This window comes from Proteiniborus sp. (genome assembly GCF_040308045.1).
Classification (GTDB): Bacteria; Bacillota; Clostridia; order Tissierellales; family Proteiniboraceae; genus Proteiniborus.
Window position 1 is genome coordinate 176,132 of the sequence record NZ_JAWRHZ010000061.1, and the last position, 17,200, is coordinate 193,331.

The 17,200-nt window shown below is 32.0% G+C and carries 13 protein-coding genes and 1 riboswitch; of the genes, 1 reads left to right on the plus strand and 12 read right to left on the minus strand.

What is annotated here, in order from left to right:
- Positions 1-7 precede the first annotated feature (7 nt).
- Both ribD and ABV008_RS13830 read right to left on the minus strand, forming a co-directional pair.
- Positions 8-1,105, minus strand: coding sequence for a bifunctional diaminohydroxyphosphoribosylaminopyrimidine deaminase/5-amino-6-(5-phosphoribosylamino)uracil reductase RibD (gene ribD / locus ABV008_RS13825; protein ID WP_352420422.1), 1,098 nt, complete (start codon positions 1,103-1,105; stop codon positions 8-10).
- Between the two features lie 208 nt (positions 1,106-1,313).
- A riboswitch (FMN riboswitch) is annotated at positions 1,314-1,427 on the minus strand.
- A 79-nt stretch (positions 1,428-1,506) separates the two neighbouring features.
- Positions 1,507-2,406: a LysR family transcriptional regulator gene (locus ABV008_RS13830; RefSeq protein WP_352420423.1), complete on the minus strand. Its 900-nt coding sequence runs from the start codon at positions 2,404-2,406 to the stop codon at positions 1,507-1,509.
- Positions 2,407-2,518: 112 nt separating this feature from the next.
- Between ABV008_RS13830 and ABV008_RS13835 the strand changes: the two genes are divergently transcribed.
- Complete coding sequence (locus ABV008_RS13835) at positions 2,519-3,562, plus strand: YeiH family protein (protein ID WP_352420424.1); 1,044 nt, start codon at positions 2,519-2,521, stop codon at positions 3,560-3,562.
- 269 nt (positions 3,563-3,831) lie between these two features.
- Here ABV008_RS13835 and ABV008_RS13840 read toward each other — a convergent pair whose 3' ends face one another.
- The 10 genes from ABV008_RS13840 to ABV008_RS13885 all read right to left on the minus strand — a co-directional run bounded on the left by ABV008_RS13840 (position 3,832) and on the right by ABV008_RS13885 (position 17,200).
- Positions 3,832-5,913 (minus strand): methyl-accepting chemotaxis protein, encoded by a 2,082-nt coding sequence (locus ABV008_RS13840; RefSeq protein ID WP_352420425.1) that lies wholly within the window; start codon positions 5,911-5,913, stop codon positions 3,832-3,834.
- A 108-nt stretch (positions 5,914-6,021) separates the two neighbouring features.
- Positions 6,022-6,645, minus strand: a complete 624-nt coding sequence (locus ABV008_RS13845) for a 5' nucleotidase, NT5C type (RefSeq protein ID WP_352420426.1) — start codon at positions 6,643-6,645, stop codon at positions 6,022-6,024.
- A 524-nt stretch (positions 6,646-7,169) separates the two neighbouring features.
- Positions 7,170-8,903 carry an ABC transporter ATP-binding protein gene (locus tag ABV008_RS13850; RefSeq protein ID WP_352420427.1) on the minus strand — a complete coding sequence of 578 codons (1,734 nt, stop codon included), beginning with the start codon at positions 8,901-8,903 and terminating at the stop codon, positions 7,170-7,172.
- Positions 8,890-10,695: an ABC transporter ATP-binding protein gene (locus ABV008_RS13855; RefSeq protein WP_352420428.1), complete on the minus strand. Its 1,806-nt coding sequence runs from the start codon at positions 10,693-10,695 to the stop codon at positions 8,890-8,892. Before ABV008_RS13855 ends, ABV008_RS13850 begins: the two co-directional genes overlap by 14 nt.
- Before the next feature lie 169 nt (positions 10,696-10,864).
- A complete protein-coding gene (locus tag ABV008_RS13860) occupies positions 10,865-12,136 on the minus strand; it encodes a M14 family metallopeptidase (RefSeq protein ID WP_352420429.1) in 1,272 nt (423 codons plus the stop codon).
- A 107-nt stretch (positions 12,137-12,243) separates the two neighbouring features.
- On the minus strand, positions 12,244-12,441 hold the full coding sequence (locus tag ABV008_RS13865) for a cold-shock protein (protein ID WP_352420430.1): 198 nt from the start codon (positions 12,439-12,441) through the stop codon (positions 12,244-12,246).
- A gap of 214 nt (positions 12,442-12,655) precedes the next feature.
- Positions 12,656-13,660: a D-cysteine desulfhydrase family protein gene (locus ABV008_RS13870; protein WP_352420431.1), complete on the minus strand. Its 1,005-nt coding sequence runs from the start codon at positions 13,658-13,660 to the stop codon at positions 12,656-12,658.
- 214 nt (positions 13,661-13,874) lie between these two features.
- Positions 13,875-15,287, minus strand: coding sequence for an MATE family efflux transporter (locus ABV008_RS13875; RefSeq protein ID WP_352420432.1), 1,413 nt, complete (start codon positions 15,285-15,287; stop codon positions 13,875-13,877).
- 296 nt (positions 15,288-15,583) lie between these two features.
- Positions 15,584-16,321: a hypothetical protein gene (locus ABV008_RS13880; protein ID WP_352420433.1), complete on the minus strand. Its 738-nt coding sequence runs from the start codon at positions 16,319-16,321 to the stop codon at positions 15,584-15,586.
- Complete coding sequence (locus ABV008_RS13885; protein ID WP_352420434.1) at positions 16,322-17,200, minus strand: ATP-binding cassette domain-containing protein; 879 nt, start codon at positions 17,198-17,200, stop codon at positions 16,322-16,324. It lies immediately after the preceding gene.

The following is a 17,200-nucleotide window of genomic DNA, read 5'->3' on the forward strand; positions in this document are numbered from 1 at the left end:
TTGCTTATCACTCTCCCCGTAAATAACCTTCAATCATTATGTCATCGCCAAATTTATGAATCTCAATATCACTTAGCCTTAAAGCATCCTTCATTAAATTCCTTCCCTCTCCTCCAATTGGAGTCTTAGCTTTTCTTCCTCCGATAAGTTTAGGGGCTATAAAAGCATTTACTTTATCAACAATACCTGATTCTATAGCTGAGCAGTTCAATTCACTTCCGCCTTCTAGTAAAACGCTGTCTATTTTTCTTTCTCCTAAGGCTTTCATAAGGAAATTTAAATCCACCTGATTATTACTTAAGGGGGCTATAATCACCTCAGCGCCTTTTCTTTCAATCTCTTTAATTTTTTCCTTTGGTGCTAGTTCAGTTGTAGCAATAATTGTTTTTGCATTCGATTTTATATTTAATACATTTGACTCAAGTGGTATTTTAGCATTACTATCCACAATGATTCTTATGGGATCATTGCCCTTGCCATCATCTAATCGAGTGTTCAGGTATGGATTATCCTGAAGCACAGTACCTATTCCAACCATTATTGCTGAAACTCGATGCCTTAACCAGTGAACATACTTTCTTGATTCTTCATTTGTTATCCATTTTGAATCTCCCGTACTTGTGGCTATTTTCCCGTCTAAAGTCATGGCTGTCTTTAGTATGCAAAATGGAAGCTTTGTAGTTATATACTTAAAAAATATTTCATTAAGCTTTCTGCTTTTTTCTTCCAAAACTCCAGTAACAACCTCTATTCCACTATCTCTTAAAATTTTTATACCTTTTCCTGCTACTTCAGGATTTGGATCTCCAAGAGCTATAACAACCTTTTTCAGGCCTTTTTCCACAATAGCATTAGCACAAGGTGGAGTCTTACCATAGTGTGAACATGGCTCAAGAGTAACATACATAGTTGCACCTTTTACATCCTCAGTAGCATTTTTGAATGCATTTATCTCTGCATGACAGCTTCCATAAACTTCATGATATCCCTCTCCTATAATTTTTCCGCCTTTCACTATAACAGCTCCAACAAGAGGATTAGGGTTTGTATATCCAGTACCTTTTTTAGCTAGTTCCAAAGCTCTTTCCATATACTTTGTATCCATATTATCAACACCTCTGAGTATATTGTTACCAATAAACAAAAACTCTTGCTATTTTAAAACCCATTTTATAGAAAGCTTATTTTAAGTAAAATTAGAACGCACCTATGGGATATAAAAAAGCCCTGAATACTATTCAGGGCTTATAAAGCAACTATATGTACAGTCTTGTATCAATTTCAAAATATGACTGATAACCATAGACTGCTTTTCTAATCTTCTTTCATCCAGACTTTACTGTCGGCCTCGGAGTCTCACCGAATCTGCCTTACGGCTCGCGGGCTTTACCGCCGGTAGGGAATCGCACCCTGCCCTGAAGATTTATTCAATTATTATGGGACTAATATATCATTATTAAATATTTATGTCAACGTAAATATACTTTTTCTATCTATTGCCTTCTATTATCTTCTATGCTTTACTCTGTCTTTGAAAAAAGAAAAAAACATATCATAATCTGACTGCATTATATCATTCTTCAAATAAATAAAGTTAAATTCTCTTTCAATAATAAAATCAGCTATTTTAATCTCTGTTAATTCTTTTCTTCTGATTTCTTCACGAACTGCATCTTCATACATAAAGCTCAAACCAATTCCACTTTTAACCATTTCTTTTATTACATTAACATTTCCTATTTCAATAATGTTCTTGAAATCTCCTAGAGAATGATTTTTATCATAAAGTCCCCTTTCCAGCACTTCACGAGAACCAGAGCCAGATTCACGAATGATAATAGTTTCATCTTTAAGGTCATCTAATAAAACAACTTCTTTACTGGTCAATGGATGACCAACAGGTGCTGTTAATATAAAGGGAGCAATTTTATATAGTTTAGTATCATAGTCAGATTTTTTAAATAGCCCCTCAACTAATGCAAAATAAATTTCACCATCTTGTAACATTCGAAGCACTGTCCTTGTGTTATCTACATACATAGTAATGTTGTACTCTTCAAAAGTATTCATAAAATCGCTTAATATGGGTGGTAAAGTAAATTCTCCAATAGTCAAAGTTGCAGCAAATTTTAGTGTCTTTTTTGCATTATTTATTTCTGAAAGCTTCTGCAGTATTATCTGTTCATTAGCCTTTGCATTTAATACATATTTATAGAAAAGTTCCCCTGCTTTTGTAAATCTCAATTGCCTGTTAGAGTATTCAAAAAATCTGCTTCCATAATGTCTTTCCAATGATTGAATATGCTGGGTTATGGCAGGCTGAGTTAAGCAAAGCTCCTCAGACGCCTTTGTGTAACTTTTATTTCTGCACACAGCTAAAAAAGATTCCATTCTAATATCTAGCACTTCGTTCACACCTCTATAATCATAATTTATGAATTCATAAGTATTTATAATTAGATTTTATAGTTAATGGATGTTAAAATCAATATTGACTTTAAAATAAGGAGTTGGTCTTGTGGTTTTTTTCAATAAATACGCATTGGGAATATTATTTTCTGCCTTACTGGCATATGTTTCAGTTTTTATAAGTAAACTTATTCCCTATAATCTTATAGGCGCAGGAGTTTTTGCACTATTAATTGGTATGTCATTAAATCCTTTTGTTTCTAAGTACCAGATATTTGAAAAAGGTTTCGGATTTACTTCAAAAAAAATATTGCGTCTTGCTATTATCCTTATGGGTATAAGTCTTAGTTTTGGACAAGTCGTAGAAGTAGGAAAGTTTTCTTTGATTGTTATGGTGTTTACTCTTATAACAGCTTTTGGTGGTGGGTATTTAGTTGGAAAGCTTTTCGGAATGAACTGGAAACTATCAAGTCTTATTTCTGCAGGAACAGGTATATGTGGTGGCTCTGCAGTTGCTGCTATTGCTCCAGTTATTGATGCAGAGGAAAGTGATATAGCCTATGCAATTTCTGCTACATTTATATTTGATGTTATTATGGTAGTGCTTTTCCCTATAATGGGCCGTTATTTTAATATGACAGACTTAGGCTACGGTCTCTGGACTGGAACAGCAGTAAATGATACTTCTTCAGTTGTTGCAGCTGGATATGCCTTTTCTGATATAGCAGGAAAATTTTCTGTTATTGTTAAGCTTACACGTACTCTATCTATTGTACCTGTTGTACTTATATTCTCTTATATTAACGAAAGACTTATAAGAAAAAACGAGGAAAATTCTTTAAAAGAAAAAGGAGAAGCCGTTATTCACTTAAGGAAAAAAGTAGATATAAAAAAAATATTTCCTTGGTTTATTCTAATGTTCCTCGGTATGGTGGCTATTAAGAGTACAGGATTAATTCCAGAAATGTTAAGCCAATCTATTTCTAAAATAAGTAAATTCTTAATGGTTATGTCACTTGGAGCCATAGGTTTAAGAACTAATTTTAGCAAACTTGCAAAGTCAGGCTTTGCACCAATGGTGCATGGATTTATTATCTCTGCATTAGTAGTTATAGTTTCTTTTTTAGTTCAAATGGTCATAGGACAAATATAATTTTTTAAAATTAATTTCAATAATGAAAAGCTCTTAAGAGCCACAGCCTTAATATACTTAAATTATTCGTAATATAGGAGAAGGTATTGGAGAATTTCATTTGTGAACAAGTTCTCTGTCTGCTTGTAACCTATCATTTTATTCTATGCAGAGAGATTGTTGATAGTAGCTCTAGCAAAATTGCTAGAGTTAAAATATTATATTCTTCATATACCTTATTGTCATTGCTACTATGGTTTAGGTTACTGCTATTATTCTATTAACATAAATTAGTTTTTGCCTATTGTCCAAGCTAAAGGAGGTGATTTATGTATTTTTTCTTGCAGTAATTTTGCTGTCTCAATGAGCTGACTGCTTTCTTGAAATAATCTCTCAGTATTATTAGTTTGCTCATCTACGCTTTGATATATCTGCTTACTAGAAATTGCAGATTCTTCGGTGACAACTGCTATATCCTTTACTGCAGATAAAATACCTTCATTCTGTTCTCTCATCAGAATAACAGATTGGTTTAAGGTTTCCATCTCATGATAAATCTTACTTGTGGCAGTATCTATTCGTGTAAATATATTCTTAGTTTTAAGCATAGAATCATATTCACTATAAGAAGTTTCTTTAGTTACCTTAATCAATTTCGTAGTTTTATCTACTTGAATAAGCATTTCATTTAGAACATTATGTATATTTTTTGCTAATTTTTGAGTCTCTTCTGCTAAATTATGTACTTCATTTGCTACAACAGTAAAGCCTCTGCCATGCTCTCCTGATCTTGCAGCTTCAATTGATGCATTTAGTGATATTAAGTTGGTCTGCTTAGCTATTTTTTCAATATAATCAATAATTGTCATAACTGCATGCGATTTTTCATGAAGTCCATGTATTTCTTCCATTACTTCTTCAACATGCTCAGCATTCATTTTAGATGCTTCATGTAATTCTTCAACAATTCTTATTCCCTCTTCACTTATTTGGGCACTATTAGAAGTCTCGTCATTGATTCTACATATATTGTCTATAACGCTTTTAATACACGTGCTGAACTCTTCCATCATATTGAAGATGCTTTCTGCTTGCTGTGCTTGATTCTCAGCACCCTCAGAAATGCTTTGGATAGACATATTTATTTGCTGCGCTTTAGATAAATTTTTTTCACAGATATGACCAAACTCAGTAGAACTATTAAGAATCATTCTGCAAGCCTTTGATATTTCCTCAACTAAGGTCTTGATTTTAATTATCATTTGATTAAAGCCTCTAATCAATTGTCCTGTTTCATCTTGCAGGCTAACATCTAAGCTAACAGATAAATTGCCTTTTTCTACATCCTTCATGCTCTTTGCTAGCTGAGAAATAGGGCTTATAATACTTCTTACAACCCAAATACTCAGTACTCCACCAATTACAAGTGCAATTATCAAAATGATTATATTCTTTCCTATACTTGTCCAAATTTGCCGCTGTATTTCATAATATCCCATAGTAACTGCGAACTTCCAGCCAGTCCGTTCATTAGTTGCAAATTTCATAAATTGTTGACTGCCTTCGTTATCATAGTAAAAAAATCCATGCTTATTCTGATGCATAGCTTTATAAAATGTGCTGTCAATAACACTTTGTCCTACCATTTCACTATTCCTATGTGCGATTATAATACCATTTTTATCAACTGCAAGGGCATATCCAGATTCACCAACTTGTATATCCTGTAAAATATGCTGAAACAAATCAATAGACAGCATTGCACCAACTACACCTATGACATTGCCGTCTTTATTTACTGTCTTTGCAATAGCAATTACTGTTTCTCCTGTAACTTCGTCATAAAATGGAGATGTATATATGACCCTCCCCCTATTTTCCATTGCTTCCCTATACCATATTTCTTCAGTAGGCTTATAAGCTTTTGCTTTAACTGAATTGACTGGATAGCGATAGAATTCATCATTATAAGTTCTCATAAGCAAAGCCTTAATAGAGCCATTGATTTCCACATAGCTTCTAAAATCTTTAATGAGCTGCTCCTCATATTTCTCATCTACTAAAATATCTGTTACACTTTTTTCTCTTGAAAGACTTAATAGACTCTTTTCAGTAATTTCAAACAATAATTCCCCTGATTTTTCGATTTGAGTAACTAACAAGAATTCCATCTGCTGTGAAAACTGCTCTATAAGCTTTTTACTTTGCATGGACTGATATACAGCTATAGTAATGAATGAAATTAGGTGAATGGACAAAAATATAAGTAGTATTTTAGCTAGTATTTTACGCTTAAATATTAGCACCACTTTGTTTAAAAAACCTTTATTGAATGAAAATTTATTTAAAAATGCTGGCTTTAAAAGTTTCATATGGTTTTCTTCCCCTTTAGAATTATCTCCAAATATTTTGTGCCGTTTTTCATTACTAGTTTATTTGCTCGTTGTTATCTCACTATTTTGAATAAAGATAAAGATTTACTAGGCTGTCTTAGTAAATCCTTCTATGGTTAATCTTTCTATAGTTTTAATCGCATTGTCTATACCATGACTGTATTCTTCTATGAAATCATAAATGTCTCTCCAGTTAAAAATCCTTGTGACCCCTTCAGTCAGTAGTCCTTGATTATAAAAACAATCTATCAGTAATACTTCAAACCCTTTATCTGCTAGTTGAATAGCATTTTCATATCTGTCTTCAATAAAGATATCACAATTCAGCTCTCTAGCCTTATCAACTTTATAATGAGTTCCTAATAAATATAATTTACCCTTAGGAAGGTTATGTCTATAGAACCACTCTTTAGTTGTCTTTTCCAGAGAATGTTCTCTAGCAGAAACATAAAAAATCTCATGCTGCTTTCCTAATTTTTGAAGAATTTGCCCTGCTCCTTCTCTTATCTCTGCATTAGAATGCATTTCTTCTCCATGTATTTTGTAAAAATTCAAGTAATCTTCTCTAGGTATTTTCAATACTTGATCAATTTCATATGATGTGACCTCGAAGGGCTTTATATCTGTACCAAAATATTCATTGGCCTTTTCAAGCCAATAAAAAGGCTCCGTTATTGTTCCATCAATGTCAATACACAAATTCAACTTCAATTAATACCACCTCATCTTTTTTATTTTTATAATCATTTATGCCATTATTAAAACTTCTTTTTATAGCTATTTATCTTTTATCAGAACCTTCTTCACGGCTTGCTACAACAATTTCTCTGACTTTAATTCCTGTTTCTACACTTGCAAATGCATCCGCTAAACTTTGCGATAATGGTTGTACAGAAGTGAAACCAATTACATTTACTGTACCTGTAAGCTTTTCTGGTTGTTGTTCCCCATCATTACTGCTAATATCTAACTAAGCAGCTTTGCTTTCTTCATAATATGCAAACTCCTAATATTATTTTTTGTGTACTATGTATTTCTTTACATTTATAATTTACTATTCAATTGTTAAATCAACATGATAAGTAAGTAAATTCTACGTAAATTCTTCTTTGTTTGAATAACATAAAAACGCTATCTCATTTATCTAAATGAGATAGCGTAAAAAGCTACAATTAAACATATTTTCTTATACTATGCTTTTTGTAAGATACAATGGGATTACCCCTACTGTATCACTAAGCATACTGTGCCTCGTAAAGCTCTTTGTAGTATCTTCCTCTCTTCATGAGTTCATCATGATTCCCTATTTCAAGTATTTTCCCTTTACTTAACATTATTATTTTATCTGCATTACGTATTGTAGATAGTCTGTGGGCTATTATCAATGTTGTACGATCATTAGAAGCATTCTCAATAGATTGTTGAATTAAAAGCTCTGTCTTTGTGTCAATATTTGCAGTAGCTTCATCTAATACGAGTATTGAAGGATTGTGAGCTATGGCACGTGCAAAGGATAACAGCTGTCGCTGTCCTGCTGAAAAAGTGCTGCCTCTCTCTCTTACAGGCTCATTGATTCCCATAGGCAGCTCTTCTATAAAATCCTCTGAACAGGATAATTGTAATGCCTGCTCAATTTCCTTATCAGAAATGTTAGAGTTAAGACGAATATTGCTTTTAATGTCTCCTGAAAAAAGAAAAACATCCTGTAAAACTACTGCCACATTGCTTCTCAGGTCCCTAAGCTTATAATCCTTGATATTTACCCCATCGATTAATATCTGGCCTTTTTGTATTTCGTAAAGCCTAGATATTAGGTTGATAATTGTAGTTTTCCCAGCTCCAGTCGCTCCTACAAAAGCTGCCGTTTCTCCTGGTGCTATTTTAAAGCTGACATTTTTTAATATCCATTCCTCTTCTCTATAAGCAAACCATACATTTCTGAATTCAATTTCTCCCTTAAGCTGATCTACAGACAAACCTGTATCTAGTTCCTCTAAAATATTCTCTTGATCTAGCAGCTCAAATATACGGTCAGCTGATACAACAGCAGATTGAACAGTATTATAATTCTCTGCTAGGTCATTGATTGGAGCAAAAAACTGTTTAATGTAGTTAGTGAAGGCATATAAAACCCCTAGCTCCAAAGTCTGATTCATTACTTTTCCCATACCATACCACACCAATACAGCTATGGTCATGGTTTGCAGAATCTCTATTATAGGTCTTAATAAGCTATTCATCTTGATTTGAAATAAGGTTGATTCATGATATTGAGCATTTAACTCCTTAAATTCCTTTTGTTTTTCCAATTCACGATTAAAAATCTGTACCAGCTTCATTCCTGATAGGTTTTCTGCAAAAAATCCATTAATCCGACCAATCAGACTCTTCATCAACTGAAAGTTTTCTTTTATTCTATTTTTAAAATAACATGTTATTAAAAAAATCAATGGTAAAGCAACAAGACTGATTAGAGCCAAACTGACATGCATACTAAACATTGCAAATACGATTCCTATTAATAAAAAAACATCTCTAAAAAGATTAATCAATACATCTGTAAACATTTCATTTAATGCCTCAACATCATTGGTAGCTCTAGTTATGAGTCTTCCTGTTGAGTATTTATCTAGATATGATAAAGGCAAATGCTGTATATGATTAAAAACTTTTCTTCTTAATCCGCTAATAATCTGCTGGCCAACATGATTCATAAGATTAATTTGAACAAATGTAAAAAGAGAACCTAAAACTATAATCACCATATACAAAATTCCCATATATGTAATGGAATATAGTCCTGTTTCAGTTTTATTAAGAATAAGAAAATCATCAATGACTATCTTTAAAATAATGGGCTTCATAAGCTCAGCACAGTTTACTAGCAGAACACTTAACGCAGCCAGTATTACAGCTTTCCTGTGTGGTATCATTAATTTTAGCAGTCTCAAAACACTATGACGCTTCATGGCTTACCTTCCTTCTCATTTCTTCTTTAAACTGCTCTTCGTATATATCAAAATATACTCCTTTCCTCTGTAGAAGTTCTTCATGGCTACCCCTTTCCAGAATTTCTCCATGATCCATCACAATAATTTCGTCAACATGCTTTATGGCAGAAATACGATGGGCAATGATTATACCCGTCTTTCCAGTTAAAATGTGTTTAAAATGGCCCATAATCTTTTCTTCTGTCTTTGTATCAACAGCAGATAGCGCATCATCTAAAATAAGAATAGCAGGATTTTTGATAACAGCTCTAGATATTGAGATTCTTTGTTTTTGTCCACCTGATAAATTTGTTCCTCTCTCTCCAACCATAGTATCAAAGCCATGAGTAAAATCTATAATATTATCATAAATACAGCTAAGCTTAGCTGACTCTTCAATTTCTTCATCTGAATATATATCTTTAAAAAAATGAATATTTTCTTTTACTGTAGCTGAAAACAAAAAATTATCCTGTGGAACATATCCTATATTTTCTCTCAAAACCTTTAATGGATAGTCGTTAATATCCCTTCCATCAATGATTATCTTTCCTTTCTCTACATTGTAAAGCCTTAGTAGGAGATTCACCAAAGTAGTTTTTCCACTGCCAGTCCTTCCTATGATACCTAATGTTTTTCCTTTATTAATCTTTATACTAATATTCTTTATAGCAGCCTCTTCTGTATCTGGATAACTGAATGTTAAATCATTTATCTCTATATCTCCTTTTATCTCTGTTAAAGCTACATCTCCTGAATCATCTGTTATATCTGATTGGACCTGGAAAATCTCGTTTAGTCTTCTGAAGGAAGCAATTCCTTTTTGAATGATATTAATAACTCTACCAATTGAAGCTACAGGTTTTATAATCATAGTAAGATAACCGTTAAAAGCTACAAAATCTCCTAATGTGATTACACTATTCTTTACCATACTGCTGCCATAAATAAGACTAATCATAAAGCTTATTCCAAAGCACAGCTCAATCATAGGAGAAAGTAAAGAAGAAACCCTCACCATCTTAATATTTGATTCCCTCATCGTCTCATTCAAATCATCGAATCTATGAACTTCTTCCTTCTCTTGAACATAGGATTTAATTACCCTAATTCCTGAAATATTCTCTTGTACCCTATCTGATATAGCAGCAAAATTTTCTTGAACAATCTTAAATCTTTGACGTACCAAGTCCCCAATCTTAATCATAAGCAAAATAATTATAGGAATAGGTAAGAGGGATAATAGAGTCAATTTAAAATTCACAGATCGTGCCATAGCTAATATGGATACGGTACACATTCCAATGCCATTTACAATATGAGCCAAGCCTGGACCAAAGGACATTCTAACTGCAGAGATGTCGTTAATAGCATAAGCCATCAAGTCTCCTGTTTTTCTCCGATGATAGAATTGTACTGGAAGGGTTTGAAAGTGCTGAAATAATCGTTCTCTCAAATAACACTCAAGATTTCTGGAATTTCCTATAATTAGATATCTCCATATGTACCTTGTGATAAATGCACCTATAGAAGCAATAATCATCATTCCTAAAGAAAAGAGTATTTTTTCTTTATTGATATCTTCCATGCTTAGTATATCAATAATTATACCTAGCAGCTTTGGTGCAATAGTCTGCACATAAGTAGTTAGCACTAAGAAAACTACTCCAGCTACATAGTGCAGCCAATATTTTTTAAAAAAATCATTAATCACTTTACCTTTCATTTGCCTTTTCATTCTGTTTCTTCTCCCACACCTTCCATCAAGCAATATTTAGACCCCCTAAATATTGTAGCATAGTTGTTTAAATATTTCTACAACTACGGTGAGTAAAGAATAAAGTTGTGCCATTGAGGAAAATTATGACTTCCCTACAGGTTATAAATAACAAAAGATGAAACATTTAAGCTTAACTGTTTCACCTTTATAATTCTCATTTTTATACTATAGCCGCTAGCAACATAATTTCTTCGTTTTGATTATATATTGTAGGGAATTGAGATAGTGGCAAAGGATTTACTCCTATTCCTACTTCAATTGTAAAACCTGGCCTTCTATAGTCCTGAATAAACCAATCCTTATAACCTGCATAAGATGCTTCTGCAGGGCCTTCTGATATGCTATAGCCACTAGCTCTAGAAAACATCTCAGCAATTCTTCGTGATACAGGAGGAGCTAGGTTTTCATATTGATAATAAATTATCTCTCCTTGTGTATGATATGCAATTACTAGCCTAAAGTTATGTTGGTTGGTGAAATTCACCATTGCTGCTGATTCAGGTTCTGATAATGGTGAAGGTCCTCCCCAATCCCTAGGAGCAGGTCCAGTTATACCTAGTTGACGTTTTAATTCACGATCTTTTTCCCAATCAGCTGGGTAATTGGAGTTTAAATCAACTCCTCTTATATTAGCCTTCCATACTCTAGGCAATGGTAATCCAGTTGTATTTAGCCGTGCAGCCTCTTGATAAGCAGGACTAGTATAATTAGGCCAATAGTTTACTAAATTTACACCATCTGGATTTACCATAGGGACAATATATATGCTGCTACTATCCCAAATACTAGCAACATTGTATCCTCTAATGCTTTGTCTATTTGCATAGGCCTTAGAAAAGTTTTCTATAAATTTCATCAATAAAGGTACTGTAATAGATTCATTCGCATGATGTGCCCCATTATAAGTAACCTCATTAGAACCTTTTCCTAGCCTTATACAATAAAGATTTTTACCCATAACGCTATTTCCAATAGAGCTAACTTCAATAAACGGGTACCTTGCTTTTAGTCCACTTATTTGCCTTTCCATAATTTCATATGTGTAATCAATGTCTGTAAATACAATATCAATTCCATAGGGTACTACTATACGCTGTCCTACAGCTAAAGCATTTGGATTAATTCCTGGATTTGCAGTTTGTATAGCGTTTACCGTAGTATAATATCTAGCAGCTATATTGTATAAAGTATCTCCAGATCTAATAGTATAAGTATCGTATCCTAAAAGAAGTCTATTAAATACTCTCCAAGTAGCAGGACCTACAATGCCATCTGGAGATAGTTCATTGTTTCTTTGAAACGCTATGACTGCCTGCTGGGTTTGCACTCCAAACACTCCATCTACAGCTCCTACGCTATATCCAATTCTATTTAAAAGACTTTGAATTAGTTTTACATTTGGTCCTCTTGAGCCTAAAGTCAAAGTTTCCATTTCTATTCCACCTTTTTAGTTTTTTACTACATATTATAGTTCAGGAATAAAAATGTGTATATAAAAAAACCTGGAACACTATCTCCAGGTTTTTGTTTGCTAGCTAATTATAATATTGTAATGTCTTCAGCTTGTGGACCTTTTGCACCATTAACAACATTAAAGCTTACTTTTTGGCCTTCTTCTAAAGTTTTGAATCCTTCTTTGTTAATTTGTGAGAAATGAGCAAATACGTCATTTCCTTCTTCTGTAGTGATGAATCCAAATCCTTTTTCTGAATTAAACCATTTTACTGTACCATTCATGTTCTAATACCTCCGAAATTTTTATTCCTTTAATTCTCGGTAAAATTAAATACTAATAAAAATTTCGAAAATCTATATCTTTGCTCATTTTATACTTAGATAATTCGAAAAATATTCATACATAATTATTTTACTTCTGAATTAAGGTTCTTTATTAGTATATCCTATATTTAAAATAATACAAGTGTTTTTTGCAAAATATTTTGTAAATTTTTTAAAATGTAAACATGTCTTTCTTAGGAAATAGACCAAAGAGCCCACCTGTGTGAACAAATAATATATTTTTGTAATTTCCTAATTTACCTTTTTTTATTTCTTCTACTAATCCATACATTGCTTTCCCAGTATATACTGGGTCTAAAATTACCCCTTCAAGTCTAGCTACTTTCTGAATAAATTCAATTTCTTCAGGACGACTCATTGCATATCCAATACCTACATATCCATCAATAATATTAATATCTTCCTCAGTGAATTCTATCATTTCTCCAGTATATTTAAAGCTATCTTCTAAAATATGGCTTATTTGATTTTTAAAATACTCAGCATCATCACATACATTGACCCCAAATATTTTTGCAGTATTATTATTTACTCTATTAGCATAAAACAAACCTGCATATGTTCCTCCTGAACCTACAGCTGTTACTATTGCATCAAATTTAAATCCCAGTTCTTTTTCTTGTGCTAATATTTCTTCCATTGCCCTATAGTACCCAAATGTTCCGATGCCATTAGATGCACCCATTGGAATAATGTAAGCTTTATGGCCTAATGATGACAATTCATCTGCTACAGCTTTCATTATCTCCATTCTTCTTTCTTTATAAGCTTCAGGAGTTATAAGCTTGATACTGGCCCCTAAAACTTTATCAAGAAAATAATTTGAGTCTATGTCATCGTCATTAGAACCTGCTAATACTAAGTATGAGTTTAGACCAAGTCTTGCAGCTATTGCTGCTGTAGCTCTAGCATGATTTGATTGAATTCCACCACATGTAATTAAGTAATCGCAGCCTTGATCAATTGCCTCTTTTATAGCAAACTCAAGCTTTCTAACCTTGTTTCCTGAATACTCTGTTCCTGTTTGATCATCTCGCTTAATGTATATTTCAACATTCCCAAGTTCTGCTGAAAGTCTATTTAGCTTTTCAATTTTCGTAGGAAGGTTTGCAAACTGCATAGAATCTGGTATTCTCATGATTTCATTACCTCTCATTTTTTATATTCTTATTTGACAATATTATATTATACCTTATACCTATATAATAGAACAATACTATAAGAAATGTAGGTATTTCTCTCAATAAAAAATCATATCCTAACAGGCTTAAGACAAGAAATAATACTTTCAGTCTACTTCTTATATTGTTAGCCTCTTTTCAGTAAAACTTATACTTTATCAACTATGATAACATGCAACTATAACTTAATTATCTTATTTTTACATATTTCCACTTTCCTGTTCTAAATCTTGCATAAACAAATAACCATCTTACAAATTGATCAACGAATACTGCCATCCATGCTCCTGCTAATCCAAGTCCCATAATATTGACAAAAATATGGGCTAATACAACTCTTACTAACAGTACTCCACAAAATGTACCTACTAAAGGCCAGAAAGTGTCTCCTGCACCTCTTAATCCTCCTGCTAATATAAACTGAGAAGATTGAAAAGGTTGAACTAATGCAATTATCTTCAAAGCCAAAGAAGCATTTTTTATTATCTCTGGATCATTTGAATATAGCCTTACAAGCTGTGGCCCAAAGAAGAAGAATATTATAGCCATAAAGGTAGATATCATGGAACCAATTCTTCTCGTTTCCTTTGCATAGTCCTCTGCCTTTGAAAGTTCGTTAGCTCCTAAGCTTCTACCTACTAATGATGAAGCCGCTATTCCAAAAGCCTGACCTGGTTGGAATGAAAGGCCTAATATATTTAGTGATATTTGGTGAGCTGCATAAATAACAGTCCCTAGTCCTGCAACTATTTTCACAAATAGAAGAACTCCAGTCCTTAAAACCATTTGCTCTATTGATGCAGGTAATCCTATTTTTACCAGATTATATATAATATCTTTATCAAATTTAAAAGGTTTTTTAATATTTAATTTAACAATACTTTTTCCTTTTATAACATAGCTAAATAAAAATATACTTGCTATTACATTGGCTAAAGCAGTAGATATACCTGCTCCAGTAACTCCAAGTTTAGGAAATCCTAAATAACCATAAATAAGAAGAGCATTACCAATAACATTTAGAAAATTAACCTTTAGATTTATCTTCATAGGTATTTTGGTTTCTCCAATACCTCTTAGTGCTGCAGATATAGACATGTTTAGAGACTGGAATACAAATCCTACCATTATAATTTTAAAGTAATATCTCCCTGCCTGCAAAGTATCTGCTTGTGCACCCATAAAGTTCATAATAGAATCTGTAAAGATTATTCCTAATATAGATAAAGGAATTGCTAGCATAAGCAAGCTTAGTAGCATTATATGCTTTAGAGTAGTTTCTATTCTGTCACTCTGATTAGAGCCCAGATATCTTGCAACCATAGCCGTTCCACCTACATTTAATGCCTGGATAAGAGATAATCCTATGAACAGAGGTTGATTTGTTATACCTACAGCTGCTACTGAAGCGGCTGCCAATGAATTATCACTTATCCTACCAAGCATCATCATGTCTATCATACCGAAAAGTGAGCTTAGAAGAAGCTCTACAAGAACAGGCCATGCAATATTAATAACATCAACTTTTGTAGGGTTTTTGAACAATGCAAGTAATTTAGTCTTTTTCTTATTTTCTTCACATTCTGAACTAATCATTAACATTCTTCTTTCTAGAATAATTTAGAGCCTCTAAATATTATATCACAATAATAAGTTCATTTTAATTGTAAATAATTTCTTTATTCATTAATCTAGTTAATAAATAAAAGAATAGATTAGAATATCTAACCTATCCTTCAAATATCTTTGCATTTTGTATTTGATTTATTAAATCGTTTGTTGCTTTAGCTCTATTAAATGTATATCTATTATAATCTTATAATTTCTAAGATATATTACTATTTTTCTTTTTAGCTTTGTCAACTTGTCAAGGCTACTTCTTTTCTCTATTATTATAGCTAAGCTACTTTATTTTTTATAATAGTGTTTATTGTTAGTAAGTATCCAAATGCGTAGCAAATGGTAATAATTATGCCAAGCTTTAATAGCTGGTGTAAATCCATTCTAGTCATTAAAATACTTTCTATAGATTTAACTATAATCATTCCTATTCTATTCGTAGTGAAAAAGTAAAAAACAATACCAAATACTATCCATATTTTAAACCCAAATTTATAGTTTAATGCAGCTATTATGTTTGTTAAGGAAATAAAAGTTAGAAATCCAATAAATAATGAAAATATAATGAAAGTTATATTGTCTGTATTAGTATTAAATAGTGCAAAATCTGTCAATGTTTCTCTTCCAATTGCATTAACAAATATGGGATCAATTTTCAGAAGTATGCCTTGTATCAAGGCAAAAATAAATGTTGTCAAAATATTATTTATTAATAGTGATTTAAAAAAATCCTTACGTGTTACACTAAAACTTATAGCAATAGGAAAGGTTTCATAATACATTTCATAACAATATACTATAAAATACACTGTTATTGGAACAATGTTTGAGCCTACTATAGATAATGTTGTTATCCCATTTAACTCCGAACTCATTCCCACATGAAAATTTATTCCTCCATAAAGGTTCATAATATAAAATGAAACATTAACTATTAGTACTACTAGCCAAAAAACTATTATAGGTTTTTTAGAGTCTAGATTTTGAAATTTAGTAGCTCTTTTTACACTTTCCATTTATATGGCCCCCTCTACTAATGAATTCTCGGTAAGATATACAAATAGTTTTTGTAATGGAATTGAACTTATTTCTACATTGTTCTCTTTTAGCTTTATCTTTTCTTCATTACTCAAATTATCAAATATACCAACTATTAAAGATGAACCAAACTCCTCATTATGAATTATCCTTTTTCCTTTTATTATAGGAGCAATATTTTCAGTTTTACCATTTAGAAAATAAGCTTTATCCATTAAGTTAGCTACTTCATCTTTTATATAAACCCTCTCATCCTTTAATATAATTACCTCTTCAAACAAATTTGTTACTTCATCAATTAAATGAGTGGAGATTATCACAGTTCTTGGGTTATTCTCTATATCCTCTAAAAGGAAGTTATAAAATTTATATCTAAAAGCAGCATCTAAGCCTAATGATGGTTCATCAAAGATTGTTAACTTTGATCTTGAAGCCAAGCCTATAATGAGTCCAACAATAGTTTGATTGCCTCTTGATAGCTTATGATATTTCTTTTTCACATTAAGATTAAACTCTTTGACTAAAAAGTCTTTATAATTTTCATCCCAGTCCTTGTAAAGTACCTTAGCTATATCAAAAATTTTTTTGACTTTAATCTCATCTACACCAATTCCTTTTTCTTTAATTAAACAAATATTTTCTAAAGCCATAGAATTCTCAAATACCTCTTCACCATATAATTTTACTTCACCACTGTTTTTTGATATTTGGTTTGCAATTATATTCAGTAATGTAGTCTTGCCTACACCATTTCTACCGAGTAACCCATATATTTTATTTTCCTCTAATTTTAAGTTTACATCTGTCAGTACTCTTGTACCTCCATAAGATTTGTTTAATTTTTTAATTTCTAACAC